This window comes from Anaerotignum sp. (assembly GCF_017483025.1).
Lineage (GTDB): Bacteria > Bacillota > Clostridia > Lachnospirales > Anaerotignaceae > Anaerotignum_A.
In genome coordinates, this window is sequence record NZ_JAFUMA010000074.1 from 20595 (window position 1) to 35805 (window position 15211).

The 15211-nt window shown below is 44.5% G+C and carries 29 protein-coding genes; all 29 read right to left on the bottom strand.

All coding sequences use genetic code 11. From position 1 onward, the window contains the following. Positions 1 to 14: 14 nt before the first annotated feature. On the bottom strand, positions 15 to 416 hold the full coding sequence (gene rpsK, locus IJ369_RS06570) for a 30S ribosomal protein S11 (protein ID WP_290717422.1): 402 nt from the start codon (positions 414 to 416) through the stop codon (positions 15 to 17). Positions 417 to 445: 29 nt separating this feature from the next. After that, positions 446 to 814 (bottom strand): 30S ribosomal protein S13, encoded by a 369-nt coding sequence (rpsM, locus tag IJ369_RS06575; protein WP_290717424.1) that lies wholly within the window; start codon positions 812 to 814, stop codon positions 446 to 448. Between the two features lie 241 nt (positions 815 to 1055). Next, positions 1056 to 1169 (bottom strand): 50S ribosomal protein L36, encoded by a 114-nt coding sequence (rpmJ, locus tag IJ369_RS06580; protein WP_016407807.1) that lies wholly within the window; start codon positions 1167 to 1169, stop codon positions 1056 to 1058. A gap of 16 nt (positions 1170 to 1185) precedes the next feature. Next, positions 1186 to 1404, bottom strand: coding sequence for a translation initiation factor IF-1 (gene infA / locus IJ369_RS06585; RefSeq protein ID WP_290717428.1), 219 nt, complete (start codon positions 1402 to 1404; stop codon positions 1186 to 1188). A gap of 30 nt (positions 1405 to 1434) precedes the next feature. Continuing rightward, positions 1435 to 1704, bottom strand: a complete 270-nt coding sequence (locus tag IJ369_RS06590; RefSeq protein ID WP_290717430.1) for a KOW domain-containing RNA-binding protein — start codon at positions 1702 to 1704, stop codon at positions 1435 to 1437. A gap of 447 nt (positions 1705 to 2151) precedes the next feature. Beyond that, a complete protein-coding gene (locus tag IJ369_RS06595; RefSeq protein ID WP_290717432.1) occupies positions 2152 to 2781 on the bottom strand; it encodes an adenylate kinase in 630 nt (209 codons plus the stop codon). A 114-nt stretch (positions 2782 to 2895) separates the two neighbouring features. Beyond that, the gene (secY, locus tag IJ369_RS06600) at positions 2896 to 4164 is read right to left on the bottom strand and encodes a preprotein translocase subunit SecY (protein ID WP_290717434.1); all 1269 of its coding nucleotides are present in this window, start codon (positions 4162 to 4164) and stop codon (positions 2896 to 2898) included. Then, positions 4165 to 4605, bottom strand: a complete 441-nt coding sequence (gene rplO / locus IJ369_RS06605; RefSeq protein ID WP_290717436.1) for a 50S ribosomal protein L15 — start codon at positions 4603 to 4605, stop codon at positions 4165 to 4167. A 17-nt stretch (positions 4606 to 4622) separates the two neighbouring features. Beyond that, the gene (rpmD, locus tag IJ369_RS06610) at positions 4623 to 4802 is read right to left on the bottom strand and encodes a 50S ribosomal protein L30 (RefSeq protein ID WP_290717438.1); all 180 of its coding nucleotides are present in this window, start codon (positions 4800 to 4802) and stop codon (positions 4623 to 4625) included. Between the two features lie 14 nt (positions 4803 to 4816). Next, the gene (rpsE, locus tag IJ369_RS06615; protein WP_016407813.1) at positions 4817 to 5320 is read right to left on the bottom strand and encodes a 30S ribosomal protein S5; all 504 of its coding nucleotides are present in this window, start codon (positions 5318 to 5320) and stop codon (positions 4817 to 4819) included. Positions 5321 to 5338: 18 nt separating this feature from the next. Next, positions 5339 to 5707: a 50S ribosomal protein L18 gene (gene rplR / locus IJ369_RS06620; protein ID WP_290717471.1), complete on the bottom strand. Its 369-nt coding sequence runs from the start codon at positions 5705 to 5707 to the stop codon at positions 5339 to 5341. A 73-nt stretch (positions 5708 to 5780) separates the two neighbouring features. Continuing rightward, entirely contained in the window at positions 5781 to 6323 is a 543-nt protein-coding gene (gene rplF / locus IJ369_RS06625) for a 50S ribosomal protein L6 (protein WP_290717441.1), read from the bottom strand. 40 nt (positions 6324 to 6363) lie between these two features. After that, on the bottom strand, positions 6364 to 6765 hold the full coding sequence (rpsH, locus tag IJ369_RS06630) for a 30S ribosomal protein S8 (RefSeq protein WP_290717442.1): 402 nt from the start codon (positions 6763 to 6765) through the stop codon (positions 6364 to 6366). A gap of 19 nt (positions 6766 to 6784) precedes the next feature. Continuing rightward, positions 6785 to 6970, bottom strand: a complete 186-nt coding sequence (locus IJ369_RS06635) for a type Z 30S ribosomal protein S14 (RefSeq protein ID WP_290717444.1) — start codon at positions 6968 to 6970, stop codon at positions 6785 to 6787. A 13-nt stretch (positions 6971 to 6983) separates the two neighbouring features. Further along, on the bottom strand, positions 6984 to 7523 hold the full coding sequence (gene rplE, locus IJ369_RS06640; protein WP_290717446.1) for a 50S ribosomal protein L5: 540 nt from the start codon (positions 7521 to 7523) through the stop codon (positions 6984 to 6986). Between the two features lie 27 nt (positions 7524 to 7550). Beyond that, positions 7551 to 7862, bottom strand: a complete 312-nt coding sequence (rplX, locus tag IJ369_RS06645) for a 50S ribosomal protein L24 (RefSeq protein WP_290717448.1) — start codon at positions 7860 to 7862, stop codon at positions 7551 to 7553. 15 nt (positions 7863 to 7877) lie between these two features. Then, positions 7878 to 8246: a 50S ribosomal protein L14 gene (gene rplN, locus IJ369_RS06650; RefSeq protein WP_016407820.1), complete on the bottom strand. Its 369-nt coding sequence runs from the start codon at positions 8244 to 8246 to the stop codon at positions 7878 to 7880. 25 nt (positions 8247 to 8271) lie between these two features. After that, complete coding sequence (rpsQ, locus tag IJ369_RS06655; protein WP_016407821.1) at positions 8272 to 8526, bottom strand: 30S ribosomal protein S17; 255 nt, start codon at positions 8524 to 8526, stop codon at positions 8272 to 8274. Positions 8527 to 8560: 34 nt separating this feature from the next. Further along, positions 8561 to 8770 (bottom strand): 50S ribosomal protein L29, encoded by a 210-nt coding sequence (rpmC, locus tag IJ369_RS06660; RefSeq protein ID WP_290717451.1) that lies wholly within the window; start codon positions 8768 to 8770, stop codon positions 8561 to 8563. Next, complete coding sequence (gene rplP / locus IJ369_RS06665) at positions 8767 to 9204, bottom strand: 50S ribosomal protein L16 (protein WP_290717453.1); 438 nt, start codon at positions 9202 to 9204, stop codon at positions 8767 to 8769. The genes rpmC and rplP overlap by 4 nt, the downstream gene beginning before the upstream one ends. Positions 9205 to 9221: 17 nt before the next feature. Next, positions 9222 to 9866: a 30S ribosomal protein S3 gene (gene rpsC / locus IJ369_RS06670; RefSeq protein ID WP_290717455.1), complete on the bottom strand. Its 645-nt coding sequence runs from the start codon at positions 9864 to 9866 to the stop codon at positions 9222 to 9224. A 14-nt stretch (positions 9867 to 9880) separates the two neighbouring features. After that, on the bottom strand, positions 9881 to 10270 hold the full coding sequence (gene rplV, locus IJ369_RS06675; RefSeq protein ID WP_290717457.1) for a 50S ribosomal protein L22: 390 nt from the start codon (positions 10268 to 10270) through the stop codon (positions 9881 to 9883). 29 nt (positions 10271 to 10299) lie between these two features. Then, positions 10300 to 10584, bottom strand: a complete 285-nt coding sequence (rpsS, locus tag IJ369_RS06680; protein ID WP_016407826.1) for a 30S ribosomal protein S19 — start codon at positions 10582 to 10584, stop codon at positions 10300 to 10302. A gap of 62 nt (positions 10585 to 10646) precedes the next feature. Next, positions 10647 to 11477 carry a 50S ribosomal protein L2 gene (gene rplB, locus IJ369_RS06685; RefSeq protein ID WP_290717460.1) on the bottom strand — a complete coding sequence of 277 codons (831 nt, stop codon included), beginning with the start codon at positions 11475 to 11477 and terminating at the stop codon, positions 10647 to 10649. Between the two features lie 100 nt (positions 11478 to 11577). Continuing rightward, positions 11578 to 11877: a 50S ribosomal protein L23 gene (rplW, locus tag IJ369_RS06690; RefSeq protein ID WP_016407828.1), complete on the bottom strand. Its 300-nt coding sequence runs from the start codon at positions 11875 to 11877 to the stop codon at positions 11578 to 11580. Beyond that, positions 11877 to 12497 carry a 50S ribosomal protein L4 gene (gene rplD / locus IJ369_RS06695; RefSeq protein WP_290717462.1) on the bottom strand — a complete coding sequence of 207 codons (621 nt, stop codon included), beginning with the start codon at positions 12495 to 12497 and terminating at the stop codon, positions 11877 to 11879. The genes rplW and rplD overlap by 1 nt, the downstream gene beginning before the upstream one ends. 27 nt (positions 12498 to 12524) lie before the next feature. Further along, the gene (gene rplC, locus IJ369_RS06700) at positions 12525 to 13154 is read right to left on the bottom strand and encodes a 50S ribosomal protein L3 (RefSeq protein WP_290717465.1); all 630 of its coding nucleotides are present in this window, start codon (positions 13152 to 13154) and stop codon (positions 12525 to 12527) included. 199 nt (positions 13155 to 13353) lie between these two features. Then, positions 13354 to 13668, bottom strand: a complete 315-nt coding sequence (rpsJ, locus tag IJ369_RS06705; protein ID WP_016407831.1) for a 30S ribosomal protein S10 — start codon at positions 13666 to 13668, stop codon at positions 13354 to 13356. 669 nt (positions 13669 to 14337) lie between these two features. Continuing rightward, the coding region (locus tag IJ369_RS06710; RefSeq protein WP_290717467.1) for an electron transfer flavoprotein subunit alpha/FixB family protein at positions 14338 to 15211 on the bottom strand (874 nt) is incomplete at its 5' end.

A 15211-nucleotide genomic window follows, 5' to 3' on the forward strand; every position in this document is an offset into this window, starting at 1 on the left:
CTCCTAATATTAGGTTATACTCTTCTGCGTTTGGGGGGTCTGCAACCGTTGTGAGGAACGGGTGTAACGTCTTTGATAAGTGTTACATCCAGACCTGCTGCCTGCAGGGCACGGATTGCAGCTTCACGGCCGCTACCGGGGCCTTTTACGAATACTTCGATTGTTTTCAGACCATAGTCGGAAGCAGCTTTAGCAGCTGTATCTGCAGCCATCTGTGCTGCATAAGGTGTGGATTTTCTGGAGCCTCTGAAGCCCAGCTGACCAGCGGATGCCCAGGACAGAGCGTTGCCTACTGCGTCAGTAATTGTAACGATTGTATTATTGAAAGTGGACTGGATATGAGCCTGGCCACGTTCTACTTTTCTTTTATCACGGCGTCTGCGAGTAGTTGCCTTTTTCACAGTTTTCTTTGCCATTTACCTCAAACCTCCTTACGAAATATCAATTATTTCTTCTTGTTCGCAACAGTCTTTCTAGGACCTTTTCTTGTTCTTGCGTTTGTTTTTGTTTTCTGACCTCTAACGGGCAGACCTTTTCTGTGGCGGATGCCTCTGTAGCAGCCGATTTCGATCAGGCGTTTGATGTTCAGAGCAACTTCTCTTCTCAGGTCACCTTCTACTGTCTGAGTTCTGTCGATGACGTCACGGATTCTGGACACTTCTTCATCTGTCAGATCTCTAACTCTTGTATCCAGGCTTACACCTGCTTCATTCAGAATACGAACAGCGCTGGAATGGCCAATGCCGTAAACATATGTCAGGCCGATTTCTACGCGTTTTTCTCTAGGTAAGTCTACACCAGCAATACGTGCCATATATTCTTGCACCTCCTGTAATATTTCACGATAAGTTTCAAATAAAAATGTTTTTCACATAAACACAGTGCGATACTCGTTGGGCATTACGAACAAAGGAGATAGACCGTCAGTCATGTTGCTTACGCGCTTCCTAATTTGCGCCGCCTTTGCCATTAACTGTATGCTCCTCCCAGTATAGTTGACGGATTTATCAGTTCCGGCTCTTTGGGGTATTGCCCCTCAAGCCCATAATAAATTATCAGCCCTGTTTCTGTTTATGTTTGGGATTTTCACAAATAACCATTACACGACCTTTTCTCTTGATGATTCTGCATTTTTCACACATAGGTTTTACAGAGGGTCTGATTTTCATTGTGATCGCTCCTTCCTTACTTTGCTCTCCAAATGATGCGACCTTTTGTCAGGTCATAAGGAGACATTTCGATTAACACTTTGTCACCGGGCAGGATGCGGATGAAGTTCATACGCAGTTTGCCGGAAATGTGCGCCAGGATCTGGTGGCCGTTTTCCAGTTCCACCTGAAACATAGCGTTGGGTAATTTTTCCAGTACGGTTCCTTCTACTTCGATTACGTCATCTTTAGACAAGACCGTAAACCTCCTTAAACATTAAACGTCTCATACCTGCTCACGCTGGTACTTCTTCAATGCCTTCTTGATCTCTGCATCCAGGACATAGGCCCCTTTCTGCAGTTTTTCTGCCACGTCTTCTACTATATAAGAAGTTGGCTGCACGTGCATTTTCTTTTTCCGTTTCGGCTTTTCCAGTTTTCGGCGCTTCCCGTCCACCAGACAGAGATACTCCCCCTCCACGGATGTGATCATCTGCACGTCACCCTTGTCGTGACCACTTTTGGAATAAACCACTTGGCCGATCTGATATTCCAACGATATCACCTCATTTTCCTTCGTATACTTCACACGCTTGCGCGCCACGTAAGAATTTCCGGTTCTCCGTCCGTGATCAGAACGGTATTTGCTTCAAAAATGCCGCTTTCCCAAGGACGCTATTGGCATCCTTACCGCATAGGTACACACTTTATTTTCATAAGCCTAACAAGTATACAATATTTATCCTCGCAGCGATACCCCTTATTTACAGTTACTATATTTATAGTAACTGTAACATGTTAAGCTATTCGCAGAGCTTCGCCCTACTCATAATTTGCTCCGCAAATTATTTTCCTGCACCCCAAATACATCCCTTTGCAAGCAAATTTCCCATTTACAGTACAGGTAAATAGCTTTCTCCGCTGTATAAAATGCCATCGGCAGAGGCGTTTCCACCTCTGCCGACAGTCCCCAACACAGGCTTTCGCCTGCTATATTCATTTCTTATTTGTCCAGACCTGCGATGATCGCTTTTGTGATTTCGTCGATGGCCTGTGTACCATCTACTTCAAACAGGATACCCTTCTTTGTGTAGAAGTCTACCAGAGGTTCGCTCTGTTCGTGGAAAGTTGCGATTCTTGCTTTGCCAGCTTCCACTGTATCGTCTTTACGCTGTGTCAGCTTTTCGCCACATTTGTCGCAAACGCCTGCAACCTTTGCGGGCAGGAACAGTTTGTTGTATGTAGCACCGCATTTAGGGCAGCTTTCTCTTGCTGTCAGTCTTTCCAGCATCACTTCATCAGGAGCGCTGATGTATACTACATGGTCCAGTTTAACCATTTCTTCCAGCTTTTCAGCCTGAACAACTGTGCGGGGGAAACCATCCAGGATAAAACCTTTGGCGCAATCGTCTTTTTTGATTCTTTCCTGTACGATGGCAATGATCAGTTCATCAGAAACCAGACCGCCTGCTGCCATGATGCTTTTTGCCTGGTTGCCCAGTTCTGTGCCTTTTGCAACTTCTTCTCTCAGCATATCGCCTGTGGAAATGTGAGCAATGCCGTAATGTTCTACCAGTCTTGCAGCCTGTGTACCTTTACCTGCTGCAGGAGCACCAATCAGTACTAATTTCATACGATTACCTCTTTTCTTATAGATGGCCTTCTCTTTGTTTAAATTAAATCTCCCCATATATAACTAAAACAACCCCTCGGGAAATGCTGAATAGCATTTCCCAAGCGATTGTTATTAGTCATTTAAGAAACCTTTGTAGTGGCGCATCAGCAGCTGGCTTTCCAGTGCTTTTACGATATCCAGACAAACACCAACTACGATGATCAGTGTTGTACCACCGAAGCCTACGTTTACTTTAAAGATCCACTGCAGAACTACAGGAACCATAGCCAGGATCGCATAGCAGATCGCACCAACCAGTGTGATTCTGTTTACAACTCTTGTGATGTAAGCGCTTGTAGGCTGACCGGGTCTGATACCGGGGATGAAGCCACCGTTCTTCTTCATGTTCATCGCGATTTCGTTAGGATTGATAACGATGGATGTATAGAAATATGTGAAGAAGAAGATCAACAGTACATACAGGATCGCACCTACAGGGTGTGTCATGTTCAGAACTTCTGTCACCTTTGTAAATGTTGCGCCCTTGTTAGGGATAAACATACCGATCTGCTGAGGGAACTGCAGCAGGGAGATGGCAAAGATGATAGAGATAACGCCGGAAGTATTTACCTTGATAGGCATTGTTGTACTTCTGCCGCTTGCCTGCTTTCTGCCTACCATTTTGGAGGAGTACTGTACAGGCAGTCTTCTTTCACCGCTGTTTACACAAACGATGAATGCCAGAACGATGATCAGAATGATCAGGATCGCTGCTACTTTTGCTGCACCAATCGCACCGCTGCCGATGATCATGTAAGACAGGCTTGCAATGCCCATGGGCAGGTTGGATACGATATTGATGAAGATGATCATGGAAGAACCATTACCAATACCTCTTGCAGTGATCTGTTCTGCCAGCCACATTACGAATGTGGAACCGCATACCAGACAGAATACGGATGCAACGTAAACCAGAGGGCTATGCACCAGATACATGTTCTGATATGTGTAAGTCAGACCGACACCCTGGATCAACGCCAGGATTACTGTCAAATATCTGCTGTAAGACTGCAGCTGTTTACGACCATCGGGGCCTTCCTTGGAAAGCTGCTCGAATTTAGGGATCGCAATTGTCAACAACTGCATAATGATGGAAGCGTTGATATAGGGACCGATACCCATTGCAAAGATGGACCAGTTGGAGTTAGCACCACCGGCGATTACACTGTAAAGTGTACCCGCCATGGATGCGTTTTCTCTCGCTGCTACAACCCCTGCAGTATCGATACCGGGCAGGGCGATCTGTGTACCCAGTCTGACGATCGCGAAGATCATCAGTGTGTACAGAATCTTGTTTCGAATCTCTGGAGTTTTCCAGGAGTTTGCGAAAATCTTAAACAATTAGATCACCTCTGCTTTGCCGCCGGCAGCTTCAATTTTTTCCTGAGCTGTTTTGCTGAAGTAGTTAACCTTAACTGTCAGCTTTCTTTCCAGATCGCCTTCGCCAAGGATCTTCACGCCATCTCTAGGATTGCTGATCAGACCAACGTTTTTCAAAGCATCGATATCTACTACTGTATCATTTTCAAATACGTTCAGCATGGAAACGTTGATTGCAACGATTTCTTTGCTGTTTCTGCATGTGAAGCCTCTCTTAGGAAGTCTTCTGTACAGAGGCATCTGGCCGCCTTCAAAGCCGCATTTGCCGCTTGTGCCGGAACGCTGGCCTGCGCCTTTGTGGCCTCTACCAGCTGTCTTGCCGTTGCCTGTTGCATGACCTCTGCCGCGTCTCCAGTTCTTTTCTCTGGAACCTTCAGCGGGTCTCAGTTCGCATAAGTTCATTTGGGCACCTCCTAAAATCAAACTTCTTCAACTTTAACAAGGTGGCTTACCTGATGGATCATACCTCTGATAGCCGCATTGTCCTGCTGAATTACACTGCTGTTTGTTTTGTTCAGACCCAGAGCCTGAACTGTCTTTTTATGTTTGGGAATTGCACCGATTGTGGATTTCACCAATGTGATTTTAATTTCAGCCATCTGTCTATTCCTCCTTAACCTAAGAGTTCTTCAACAGAAATGCCACGCAGTTTTGCAACAGCTTCGGGTGTTGTCGCTCTGGACAGACCTTCGATTGTTGCGCTTACAACGTTACGTTTGTTGTTGGAGCCCAGGGATTTTGTTCTGATGTTACGGATACCAGCCAGTTCCAGAACCGCACGAGCGGGGCCACCAGCGATGATACCAGTACCTTCGGGAGCGGGCATCAGCAGTACGCTTGCACTGCCGTATTCACCTGTAACGCCGTGGTAGATGCTGTCTACATCGTTCATTTCTACTTTGATGATATTTTTCATCGCTGCTTCTTTACCTTTGCGGATCGCATCGGGAATTTCAGCTGCTTTACCCATACCGCAGCCTACATGGCCGTTGCCGTCGCCAACAACAACCAGAGCAGAGAATCTCATTGTACGACCACCTTTAACCGTTTTGGATACACGGTTGATGGTTACTACTTTATCTTTCAGATCTAAAGTGCTTGGATCGATTCTTTTCAACTTACTTTCCTCCTTGCCTTAGAATTTCAGGCCAGCTTCTCTAGCTGCGTCTGCCAGTGCCTGAATTTTACCCTGGTATACAAAACCGCCTCTGTCGAATACAACTTCTGTGATACCTTTTTCGATTGCTTTTTTCGCAACAGCTTCACCTACAGCTGCAGCAGCTGCTACAGTGTTTGTGTATTCTACTTTGCTTGCGATTTCAGCTTCCATTGTGGATGCTGCAACCAGTGTATGCTGAGCAACGTCATCGATGATCTGTGCATACATATGTTTATTGGATCTGAATACTGCCAGTCTAGGTCTAGCAGCTGTGCCTTTTACATGGTTGCGGATTCTGTAGTGTCTTTTCACACGAGCCGCTGCACGATTGGGCTTATTGATCATAGCAATTTCACTCCATTTCTTCAAAAATTAGTCACTTTCCGATATAAATATACCTTACGCTGCCGTGCGCAGATTATTTCTTACCGGTCTTACCAACTTTACGTCTAATGTGTTCGTCAGCGTATTTGATACCTTTACCTTTGTAAGGTTCGGGAGGTCTTTTTGTTCTGATTTCGGCTGCAAACTGACCTACTTTTTCTTTATCAATACCTTTAACGATGATTTTGTTTGTACCTTCAACGATGGATTCGATACCTTCGGGATCTTCCATTTCTACGGGATGAGAGTAACCCAGTGTCAGTGTCAGTTTTTTACCGGATTTAGCTGCTCTGTAACCTACACCGTTGATTTCCAGTGTTTTTTCATAGCCCTGTGTAACACCAACGATCATGTTGAAGATCAGTGTTCTTGTCAGGCCGTGTAATGCTCTATTTTTCTTCAGATCGTTAGGTCTTGTAACTACGATCTGGCCATCTTCCATTGCGATGTTCATGTCAGCGGATAATTTTCTTTCCAGTGTACCTTTGGGGCCTTTTACTGTCAGCAGATTGCCTTCGCCAATCTTAACTTCAACGCCAGCGGGTACCACTACGGGCAGTTTACCGATTCTGGACATGGTCTGCACCTCCTAATATTCTGTCTCTATCTTGTCTCAATTACCAGATGAAAGCGATAACTTCGCCGCCCAGACCAGCTTTTCTTGCAGCTTTGTCTGTCATCAGGCCTTTGTCTGTGGAAATGATTGCTGTGCCCAGACCGCCCAGAACTTTAGGCAGTTCGTCTTTGCCAGCGAATACTCTCAGGCCGGGTTTGGAAATTCTTTTCAGACCTGTGATTACTTTTACGTTTTTATCTTCACCATATTTCAGGCTGATACGCAGTGTAGATTTGATACCGTCTTCGATTACTTCGTAACCTTTTACGTAACCTTCTGCTACCAGGATGTCAGCGATTGCTTTCTTCATTTTGGAAGAAGGAACATCTACTGTATCGTGTTTTGCAATGTTAGCGTTTCTGATTCTTGTCAGCATATCTGCGATAGGGTCGCTCATAGACATTGTGAATTCCTCCTTTCAATTACCAGCTTGCTTTCTTTACGCCGGGAATCTGACCTTTGTATGCCAGTTCACGGAAGCAAATACGGCAAATTCCATATTTTCTCAGTACAGAGTGGGGTCTGCCGCAAACTCTGCAACGTGTGTAAGCCTGTGTAGAGAATTTAGGTGTTCTCTGCTGCTTAACTTTCATAGATTTTTTAGCCATGTTTGTCCCTCCCTTATTTTGCGAATGGCATACCGAACAGTCTCAGCAGTTCTCTTGCTTCTTCATCTGTTTTTGCTGTTGTAACAAAAACGATGTCCATGCCTCTGATCTTGTCTACTTTATCGTATTCGATTTCGGGGAAGATCAGCTGTTCTTTGATACCCATTGTGTAGTTACCTCTGCCGTCGAAGCTGTTTGCTTTTACACCACGGAAGTCACGTACACGAGGCAGTGCGATGTTGATCAGTCTGTCTGTGAATTCGTACATTCTGTCGCCTCTCAGAGTAACCTTGCAGCCAATGTTCATACCTTCACGCAGTTTGAAGTTCGCGATGGATTTTTTAGCTTTTGTTACAACGGGTTTCTGACCAGCGATGATGCTCATATCTCTAACAGCGCCATCCAGGACTTTAGCGTTTTCTCTAGCTTCGCCTACGCCCATGTTGATGATGATCTTTTCCAGTTTGGGAACAGCCAGTTTATTTGTATAAGAAAATTTCTTAGTCATTTCAGGAACGATCTGTGCTTCATAGAAGTCTTTTAATCTGCTCATTGTTTGCCTCCTTTCACCAGGTATTTATTAGTCGATTACTTCGCCTGTTTTCTTTGCTACTCTTACTTTTTTACCATCTTTGATCATAGCGCCCAGACGTGTTGCCTTGCCGTTGTGCAGGTACATTACGTTGGAAGCATGAATGAAGTTTTCCTTCTTGATGATGCCGCCCTGCTGGTTCTGTGCGTTGGGTTTTGTGTGTTTAGAAACCATGTTCACGCCTTCAACCAGTACGCGGTTGTTCTTTTTATCTACAGCAATGATCTTGCCTTCTTTGCCTTTATCTTTACCAGCGATAACAACTACTTTATCACCAGTTTTCAGTTTCAAATTAGCCACCTAGCGCACCTCCTATTACAGTACTTCGGGAGCCAGAGAAAGGATCTTCATGAACTGTTTTTCTCTCAGCTCTCTTGCAACGGGTCCAAAGATACGTGTACCTCTGGGGTTTTTGTCGTCTTTGATGATTACAGCTGCGTTTTCGTCGAATTTGATGTAGCTGCCGTCAGCTCTGCCTACGGGATGAACTGTTCTTACAACTACAGCCTTAACAACGTCACCTTTTTTTACAACGCCGCCGGGTGTTGCGTCTTTAACTGCAGCAACGATGATGTCGCCTACACCTGCATATCTTCTTGTGGAACCGCCCAGAACTCTGATGCACAGAAGTTCTTTTGCGCCACTGTTATCTGCTACTTTCAGTCTGGTTTCCTGCTGAACCATATTTCGTCCTCCTCTCCAAAAAGGATTATTTTGCTTTTTCGATGATGCTTACAAGTCTCCATCTCTTGTCTTTAGACAGAGGTCTTGTTTCCATAACTTTAACACGATCGCCGATACCGCATTCGTTGTTTTCGTCATGAGCTTTCAGTTTGTATGTTCTGTTAACGATTTTGCCATACAGAGGGTGTTTTACTTTATCTTCAACAGCAACAACGATTGTCTTGTCCATCTTGTCGCTAACTACTCTACCGATTCTAGTTTTACGAAGATTTCTTTCCACGATGATTTCCTCCTTTCAACGAACGGAATATCTATTATTTCGCTTCTCTTGCTTTCTTTGTGATGATTGTCTGGATTCTTGCGATGTTCTTACGAACTTCCTTGATTCTAGCTGTGTTGTCCAGCTGGTTTGTAGCGTTCTGGAATCTCAGGTTGAACAGCTCTTTTTTAGCGGAAACAAGGTCCTTCTGTAATTCATCTGCAGTTTTGCCCATCAATTCATTTACATAACCTTTTGTTTTCACTGATGTTCACCTGCCATTTCTTCTGCTTCTGCTTTAGATACGATTTTGCACTTGATAGGCAGTTTGTGGATTGCCAGTCTCAGCGCTTCTCTTGCTTTTTCTTCTTCTACGCCACCGATTTCGAACATTACTCTGCCGGGTTTTACTACTGCTACCCAGTATTCAGGAGCGCCTTTACCAGAACCCATACGAGTACCGATAGGTTTTGCGGATACGGGTTTATCGGGGAATACTTTGATCCAAACGTCACCGCCACGTTTGATGTGTCTTGTCATAGCAACTCGTGCTGCTTCGATCTGGTTGGATGTGATCCATGTGGGTTCCATCGCCATGATACCGAAATCGCCGTATGTTACTTTGTTGCCTCTATATGCACGGCCTCTCATTTTGCCTCTCTGCTGTTTACGATGTTTTACTCTTTTAGGCATTAACATGATTCTTTAGCGCCTCCTTACTTTTTATTATTCTTTACAGGAAGTACTTCGCCTTTGTAGATCCAAACTTTTACGCCCAGTTTGCCGTATGTTGTATCTGCTTCAGCAAAGCCATAGTCGATGTCTGCTCTCAGTGTCTGAAGAGGGATTGTACCTTCGTGGTAGGATTCGCCACGAGCGATATCAGCGCCGCCCAGACGACCGCTTACCATTGTTTTGATACCTTTAGCACCGAATTTCATTGTTCTGCCCATAGCCTGTTTCATTGCACGACGGAATGTCACACGATTTTCCAGCTGCAGAGCGATGTTTTCAGCTACCAGCTGAGCATCCAGTTCAGGTCTCTTGATTTCTTCGATGTTAACAGCTACTTTGTGTGCTGTCATTTTCTGCAGTTCAGCTTTCAGTTCTTCGATAGCTGCACCGTTTTTACCGATAACGATACCGGGTTTTGCTGTATGAACAGAAACTTTTACTCTGCCAGCTGTTCTTTCGATAGCGATCTTGGAAACGCCTGCAGCGTACAGTTTCTTTTTGATGAATTTTCTGATTTTTACGTCTTCTACCAGGTTATCAGCAAAGTCTTTTTCTGCATACCATTTTGCATCCCAATCTTTGATGATACCTACTCTTAAACCGTGGGGGTTTACTTTCTGTCCCATTTCAGTACCTCCTCTTATCTTTCATTAAGAACGATGGAAATATGGCAGGATCTTTTCAGGATGCGATATGCTCTGCCCTGTGCTCTAGGGCGAATTCTCTTCATTGTAGGGCCCTGATCAGCACTTACTTCTTCCACATACAGTTTGCTTACGTCCATACCCAGATTGTTTTCTGCGTTTGCTACAGCAGATTTCAGTACTTTACCGATGATTTCTGCTGCCAGTCTGGGGCTATAATTCAACATTGCTGCTGCTGTAGCAACATCCTTGCCTTTGATCTGATCCAGGACGATTTTCGCCTTGGGAGCGGGGATGCCTACATATTTAGCAGTAGCATGAGGTCTTTTTTCCTGTGTTGCAATGTTTCTTTCTTTTTTGATTTGGCTTCTATGACCTTTTGCCATGAACGAAACCTCCTTTCGTTATCGGATAATTAGCGAACTCTAGATTTCTTTTCTGCGTCTTTGCCATGACCTCTGTAAGTTCTTGTCAGTGCAAATTCGCCCAGTTTGTGGCCTACCATGTCTTCTGTGATATATACAGGCACGTGTTTTCTGCCGTCATAAACTGCGATTGTGTGACCGATCATATCGGGGTAGATTGTAGAACGACGAGACCATGTTTTGATTACGTTCTTTTCGCCTGCTGCGTTCATAGCGTCGATCTTCTTCAGCAGATGATCGTCAGCGAAAGGTCCTTTTTTCAAAGATCTGCTCATTGATTTAATCCTCCTTGTTTTTTCTGGCTGTGCCTAAGCCGCCTTAGGCACATTCGAATCTATTAGCCGTTTCTGCGGCGAACGATATATTTGTTGGAAGCTTTGTGTTTGTTTCTTGTCTTGTAGCCCATTGCAGGTTTGCCCCAAGGTGTCATAGGTGCGGGACGACCGATGGGTGCTCTACCTTCACCACCACCATGAGGGTGATCGTTAGGGTTCATTACGGAACCTCTTACTGTAGGTCTTACGCCCATGTGACGTTTTCTACCAGCTTTACCGATGTGGATCAGTTCGTGGTCTGCATTACCAATCTGACCGATTGTAGCTCTGCATTCGATAGGCAGCAGTCTCATTTCGCCGGAAGGCAGTTTTACTGTAGCGTATTTGCCTTCTTTAGCCATCAGCTGACCTACGTTACCAGCGGAACGAACCAGCTGGCCGCCTTTGCCGGGTTTCATTTCGATGTTGTGGATGTTAGCACCAACGGGGATTTTGCTCATAGGCAGTGTGTTGCCCAGTTTAACTTCCGCTTCGGGACCGTTCATCAGCTGATCGCCAACTTTCAGGCCTGCGGGTGCCAGAATATAGGATTTCTGACCGTCAGCGTAAACGATCAGAGCGATGTTTGCTGTTCTGTTAGGATCGTATTCGATTGCTTTTACTGTTGCAGGAATACCATCTTTGTTACGTTTGAAGTCAACCAGTCTGTATTTGATCTTAGCGCCGCCGCCGTGGTGACGTACTGTCAGTTTGCCCTGGTTATTTCTGCCAGAAGTTTTTCTCAGGTGTACTACCAGAGATTTTTCGGGCGTGGATTTTGTGATTTCATCGAATGCGGACACTGTCATGTGTCTTCTGGATGGTGTATAGGGTTTATATCTCTTAATTGCCATCTCTTGTTTCCACTCCTTTCGGATTTATATCGTCTACACGTTTCCGTGTGTTTTGCAAGTTTCTGATTTCCTTCAGTGGGTCGCAGTTGCGAGCAACTACTTACATACCCATGAAGATTTCGATGTCTTTGCTGTCAGCTGTCAGTTTAACAACTGCTTTTTTGTATTTCTTTGTTTTACCAAAGAACATACCTCTTCTCTTAGGTTTGCCATCGTAGTTCATTGTGTTAACGGAAGCTACTTTAGCGCCTTCGAACATTTTTTCAACAGCATCTTTGATCTGAGCTTTTGTTGCTTCAGGGTGTACGATGAAAGTATATTTCTTTTCATCCAGTACAGACATACTGTTTTCTGTGATTACGGGTCTTTCGATTACGTCGTAAAATTTCAGATCAGCCATTATGCGTACACCTCCTGGATTTTTTCTACTGCTTCTTTTGTTACAACCAGTGTGTTGTATTTCAGCAGATCGTAAACATTGATTGTGCTTACGGAAGCTGTCTTAACTTCGGGAATGTTTCTAGCGGACAGGATAACGTTTTCGTTGGAACCGTCCATAACGATCAGTGCGTTGCCGCATTTGATGTTTTCCAGAACTTTTGCCATTTCTTTTGTCTTAACTTCAGCCAGTGTCAGTTCGTCCAGGACGATGATTTTGCCTTCAGCAACTTTTGTGGACAGTGCGGACTGCAGTGCCAGTCTTTTTACTTTCTTGTTCAGTTTGAAGGAATAATCTCTGGGCTTGGGAGCGAATACTACGCCACCGCCAACCCACTGAGGAGAACGGATGGAGCCCTGTCTTGCTCTGCCTGTACCTTTCTGTCTGTAAGGTTTTCTACCACCGCCACGAACTTCAGCGCGTGTTTTTGTGCTCTGTGTGCCCTGTCTCTGGTTTGCCAGATACTGTACTACAGCCAGGTGCATCACATGTTCATTTGCTTCAATACCGAAAATAGCGTCGTTCAGCTCAATTGTGCCTACCTGAGCGCCTGTCATATTTAATACTGCAACATTTGCCATGTTAGTTTCCTCCTTTCGTAAAGTTTATCAAGCCTTTACGCTGTCTTTGATTACCAGAATGGAACCTTTAGGACCGGGAACTGCGCCCTTGATCAGCAGCAGGTTCTTTTCTGCATCTGCACGTACAATTTCAAGATTCTGGATAGTTACGTTTGCGCTACCCATGTGACCAGGCATTCTTTTACCTTTTTTAACGCGGCTGGGGAATGCGGAAGAACCCATGGAACCTACTACTCTGTGGGATTTGGAACCGTGACCCATAGGACCTCTGGATGCATTGTATCTCTTGATTGTACTCTGGAAACCTTTACCTTTGGAAACGCCGCTTGCGTCTACTTTATCGCCTGCTGCGAATACATCAGCTTTGATTTCTGCGCCAACTTCATAGTTAGCTGCATCTTCCAGTTTGAATTCTTTTACATATTTTTTAGCAGCTACGCCTGCTTTTGTGAAATGACCCTTCATGGGTTTGTTTACTTTGCTTTCTTTTGCATCAGCAAAACCAACCTGAATTGCTTCGTAGCCATCGTTTTCCAGTGTTTTCTTCTGAATTACAACGCAGGGGCCTGCTTCCAGAACTGTTACAGGTACCAGCGCACCGTTTTCAGTGAAAACCTGTGTCATGCCGATTTTCTTAGCGATGATCGCCTTTTTCATTTCGTTGCACCTCCTAATTTTCTACAGCGGATTGCCCGCACCCTTCGGGCGCTAGGGTAATCATTCTAGTCATATAAGAGTTGTAACTTTCATTTCTGTGTTACTTATCTATCTTATATAAACCAGTTTTTTGGATGTTTTCTTTTTATTAAAGTTTTAAAAATAATCTTTCGGTTCGTTGCTTAGTGGGTACCGTTGATTATTTCATCACTTTCAGTGTAATGTCTACGCCTGCAGGCAGATCCAGACGGCTCAGCGCGTCTGCTGTCTTGGGTGTAGGGCTCAGAATGTCGATCAGTCTCTTGTGTGTTCTCATTTCGAACTGTTCACGAGAGTCTTTGTATTTATGCACCGCTCTGATGATTGTTACAACTTCCTTCTTTGTGGGAAGAGGGATAGGGCCACTGATCTGTGCACCTGTTTTCTTTGCTGTTTCAATGATCTGCGCTGCAGACTGGTCGATCAATTTGTGATCGTAAGCTTTGAGACTGATTCTGATTTTGGGATTAGCCATAAAAAAAGTCCCCTCCTTTTCGTACTATTTGACTTCAGCACGACAAGTGGTGACTGCACACTCATCCGGGTGTATCCAGCAACGTCAGATACGCAAACTTACCCTGTTGGTAAGTTCAACCCAAAATATTCAGTACAGTGACCTTGTCGCCCGGTTTCTTTGAACTGGACATCGCTCCTCGGAAAAACCCTCAAGCCCTTTATTCATCGGCTTTTGGCAACCTTCCGTATCAACACTCTATGTCACAACAATTGGTATTATAAAGGAAAAACACAAAGAATGCAAGTGTTTTTTTGATTTTTTTTCGATTTTTTCTTTGAAATCAGATAAAAAAACAAGCTCACTTTTCGATTGATTTTAAACAAATTGCACAACAAAATTCTGTATACAATCCACTTAAAAAAATTAGCCAAAACAAATCCGCGTAAAACAATCCTTTTGTCTACAGTACAGAGACAACATCACGACACATCTCTGACACAGTGTTGTTCCACTTTTCTTTGTCCTCTTTCGATCTTATTGTCCTACTATTTTAACATATATTATATAGAAGAAACACCTTCAAAAAATATCATAAGATTTTGTAAGTGTTTCTTCTATATAATACATCCCTGTTTTGGCAAAAGAAAAAGCACCCCGAACGGAGTGCTTTTATTTCTTATATGATTTTTAGCTGTTTGCTTTCGCTGCTTTGTATTTTCTTACAGCGTCAGCCAGTTTAGGCAGGATCTGTTTCAGGTCGCCAACGATACCCAGGTCAGCTACTTCAAAAATAGGAGCGGATTCGTTTTTGTTGATAGCGATGATCAGTTCAGAGTTTTCCATACCTGCAACGTGCTGGATAGCACCGGAGATACCACATGCCATGTACAGGTCAGGACGTACTGTTTTACCTGTCTGACCAACCTGTCTGTCTTTTTCAATCCAGCCAGCGTCTACACATGCTCTGGAAGAACCAACTTCTGCGCCCAGTGCATCAGCCATATCTCTGATGATGTTGAAGCCTTCGGGACCGCCAACACCACGACCGCCGGAAACGATCAGTTTCGCTTCTGTCAGGTCTACGGATTTCTTGTCAGCTTTCACAACTTCCATGATTTCAACGTTCATATCTTCTGCTGTGAAGTTTACGTCAAATTTGATCAGTTCGCCTGTTCTAGCTTCGTCTTTTTCGATCATTTTCATTACGCCAGGACGTACTGTAGCCATCTGAGGTTTTGTTCTAGGGCACATCAGAGTAGCCATGATGTTCCCGCCGAATGCGGGACGTGTCATCAGCAGAGCTCTTTCGGGGCATGTGTTACCCATTTCTGCTTCTTTCGCCAGTTCAGCTTCTGTTTTAGCCATTCTCAGACCTGTTGTATCGGCAACCAGACCTGTTTTAACACGGCTAGCTACACGAGGAGCAACGTCACGGCCGATGGAAGAAGCACCGAACAGCATGATTTCGGGATCATATGCTTTGATAACTTCGCAAACTGCTTTTGTGTAGGGTTCTGTTACATAGTTTTCCAGCATGGGATCGTCAACCAGGATTACTTTG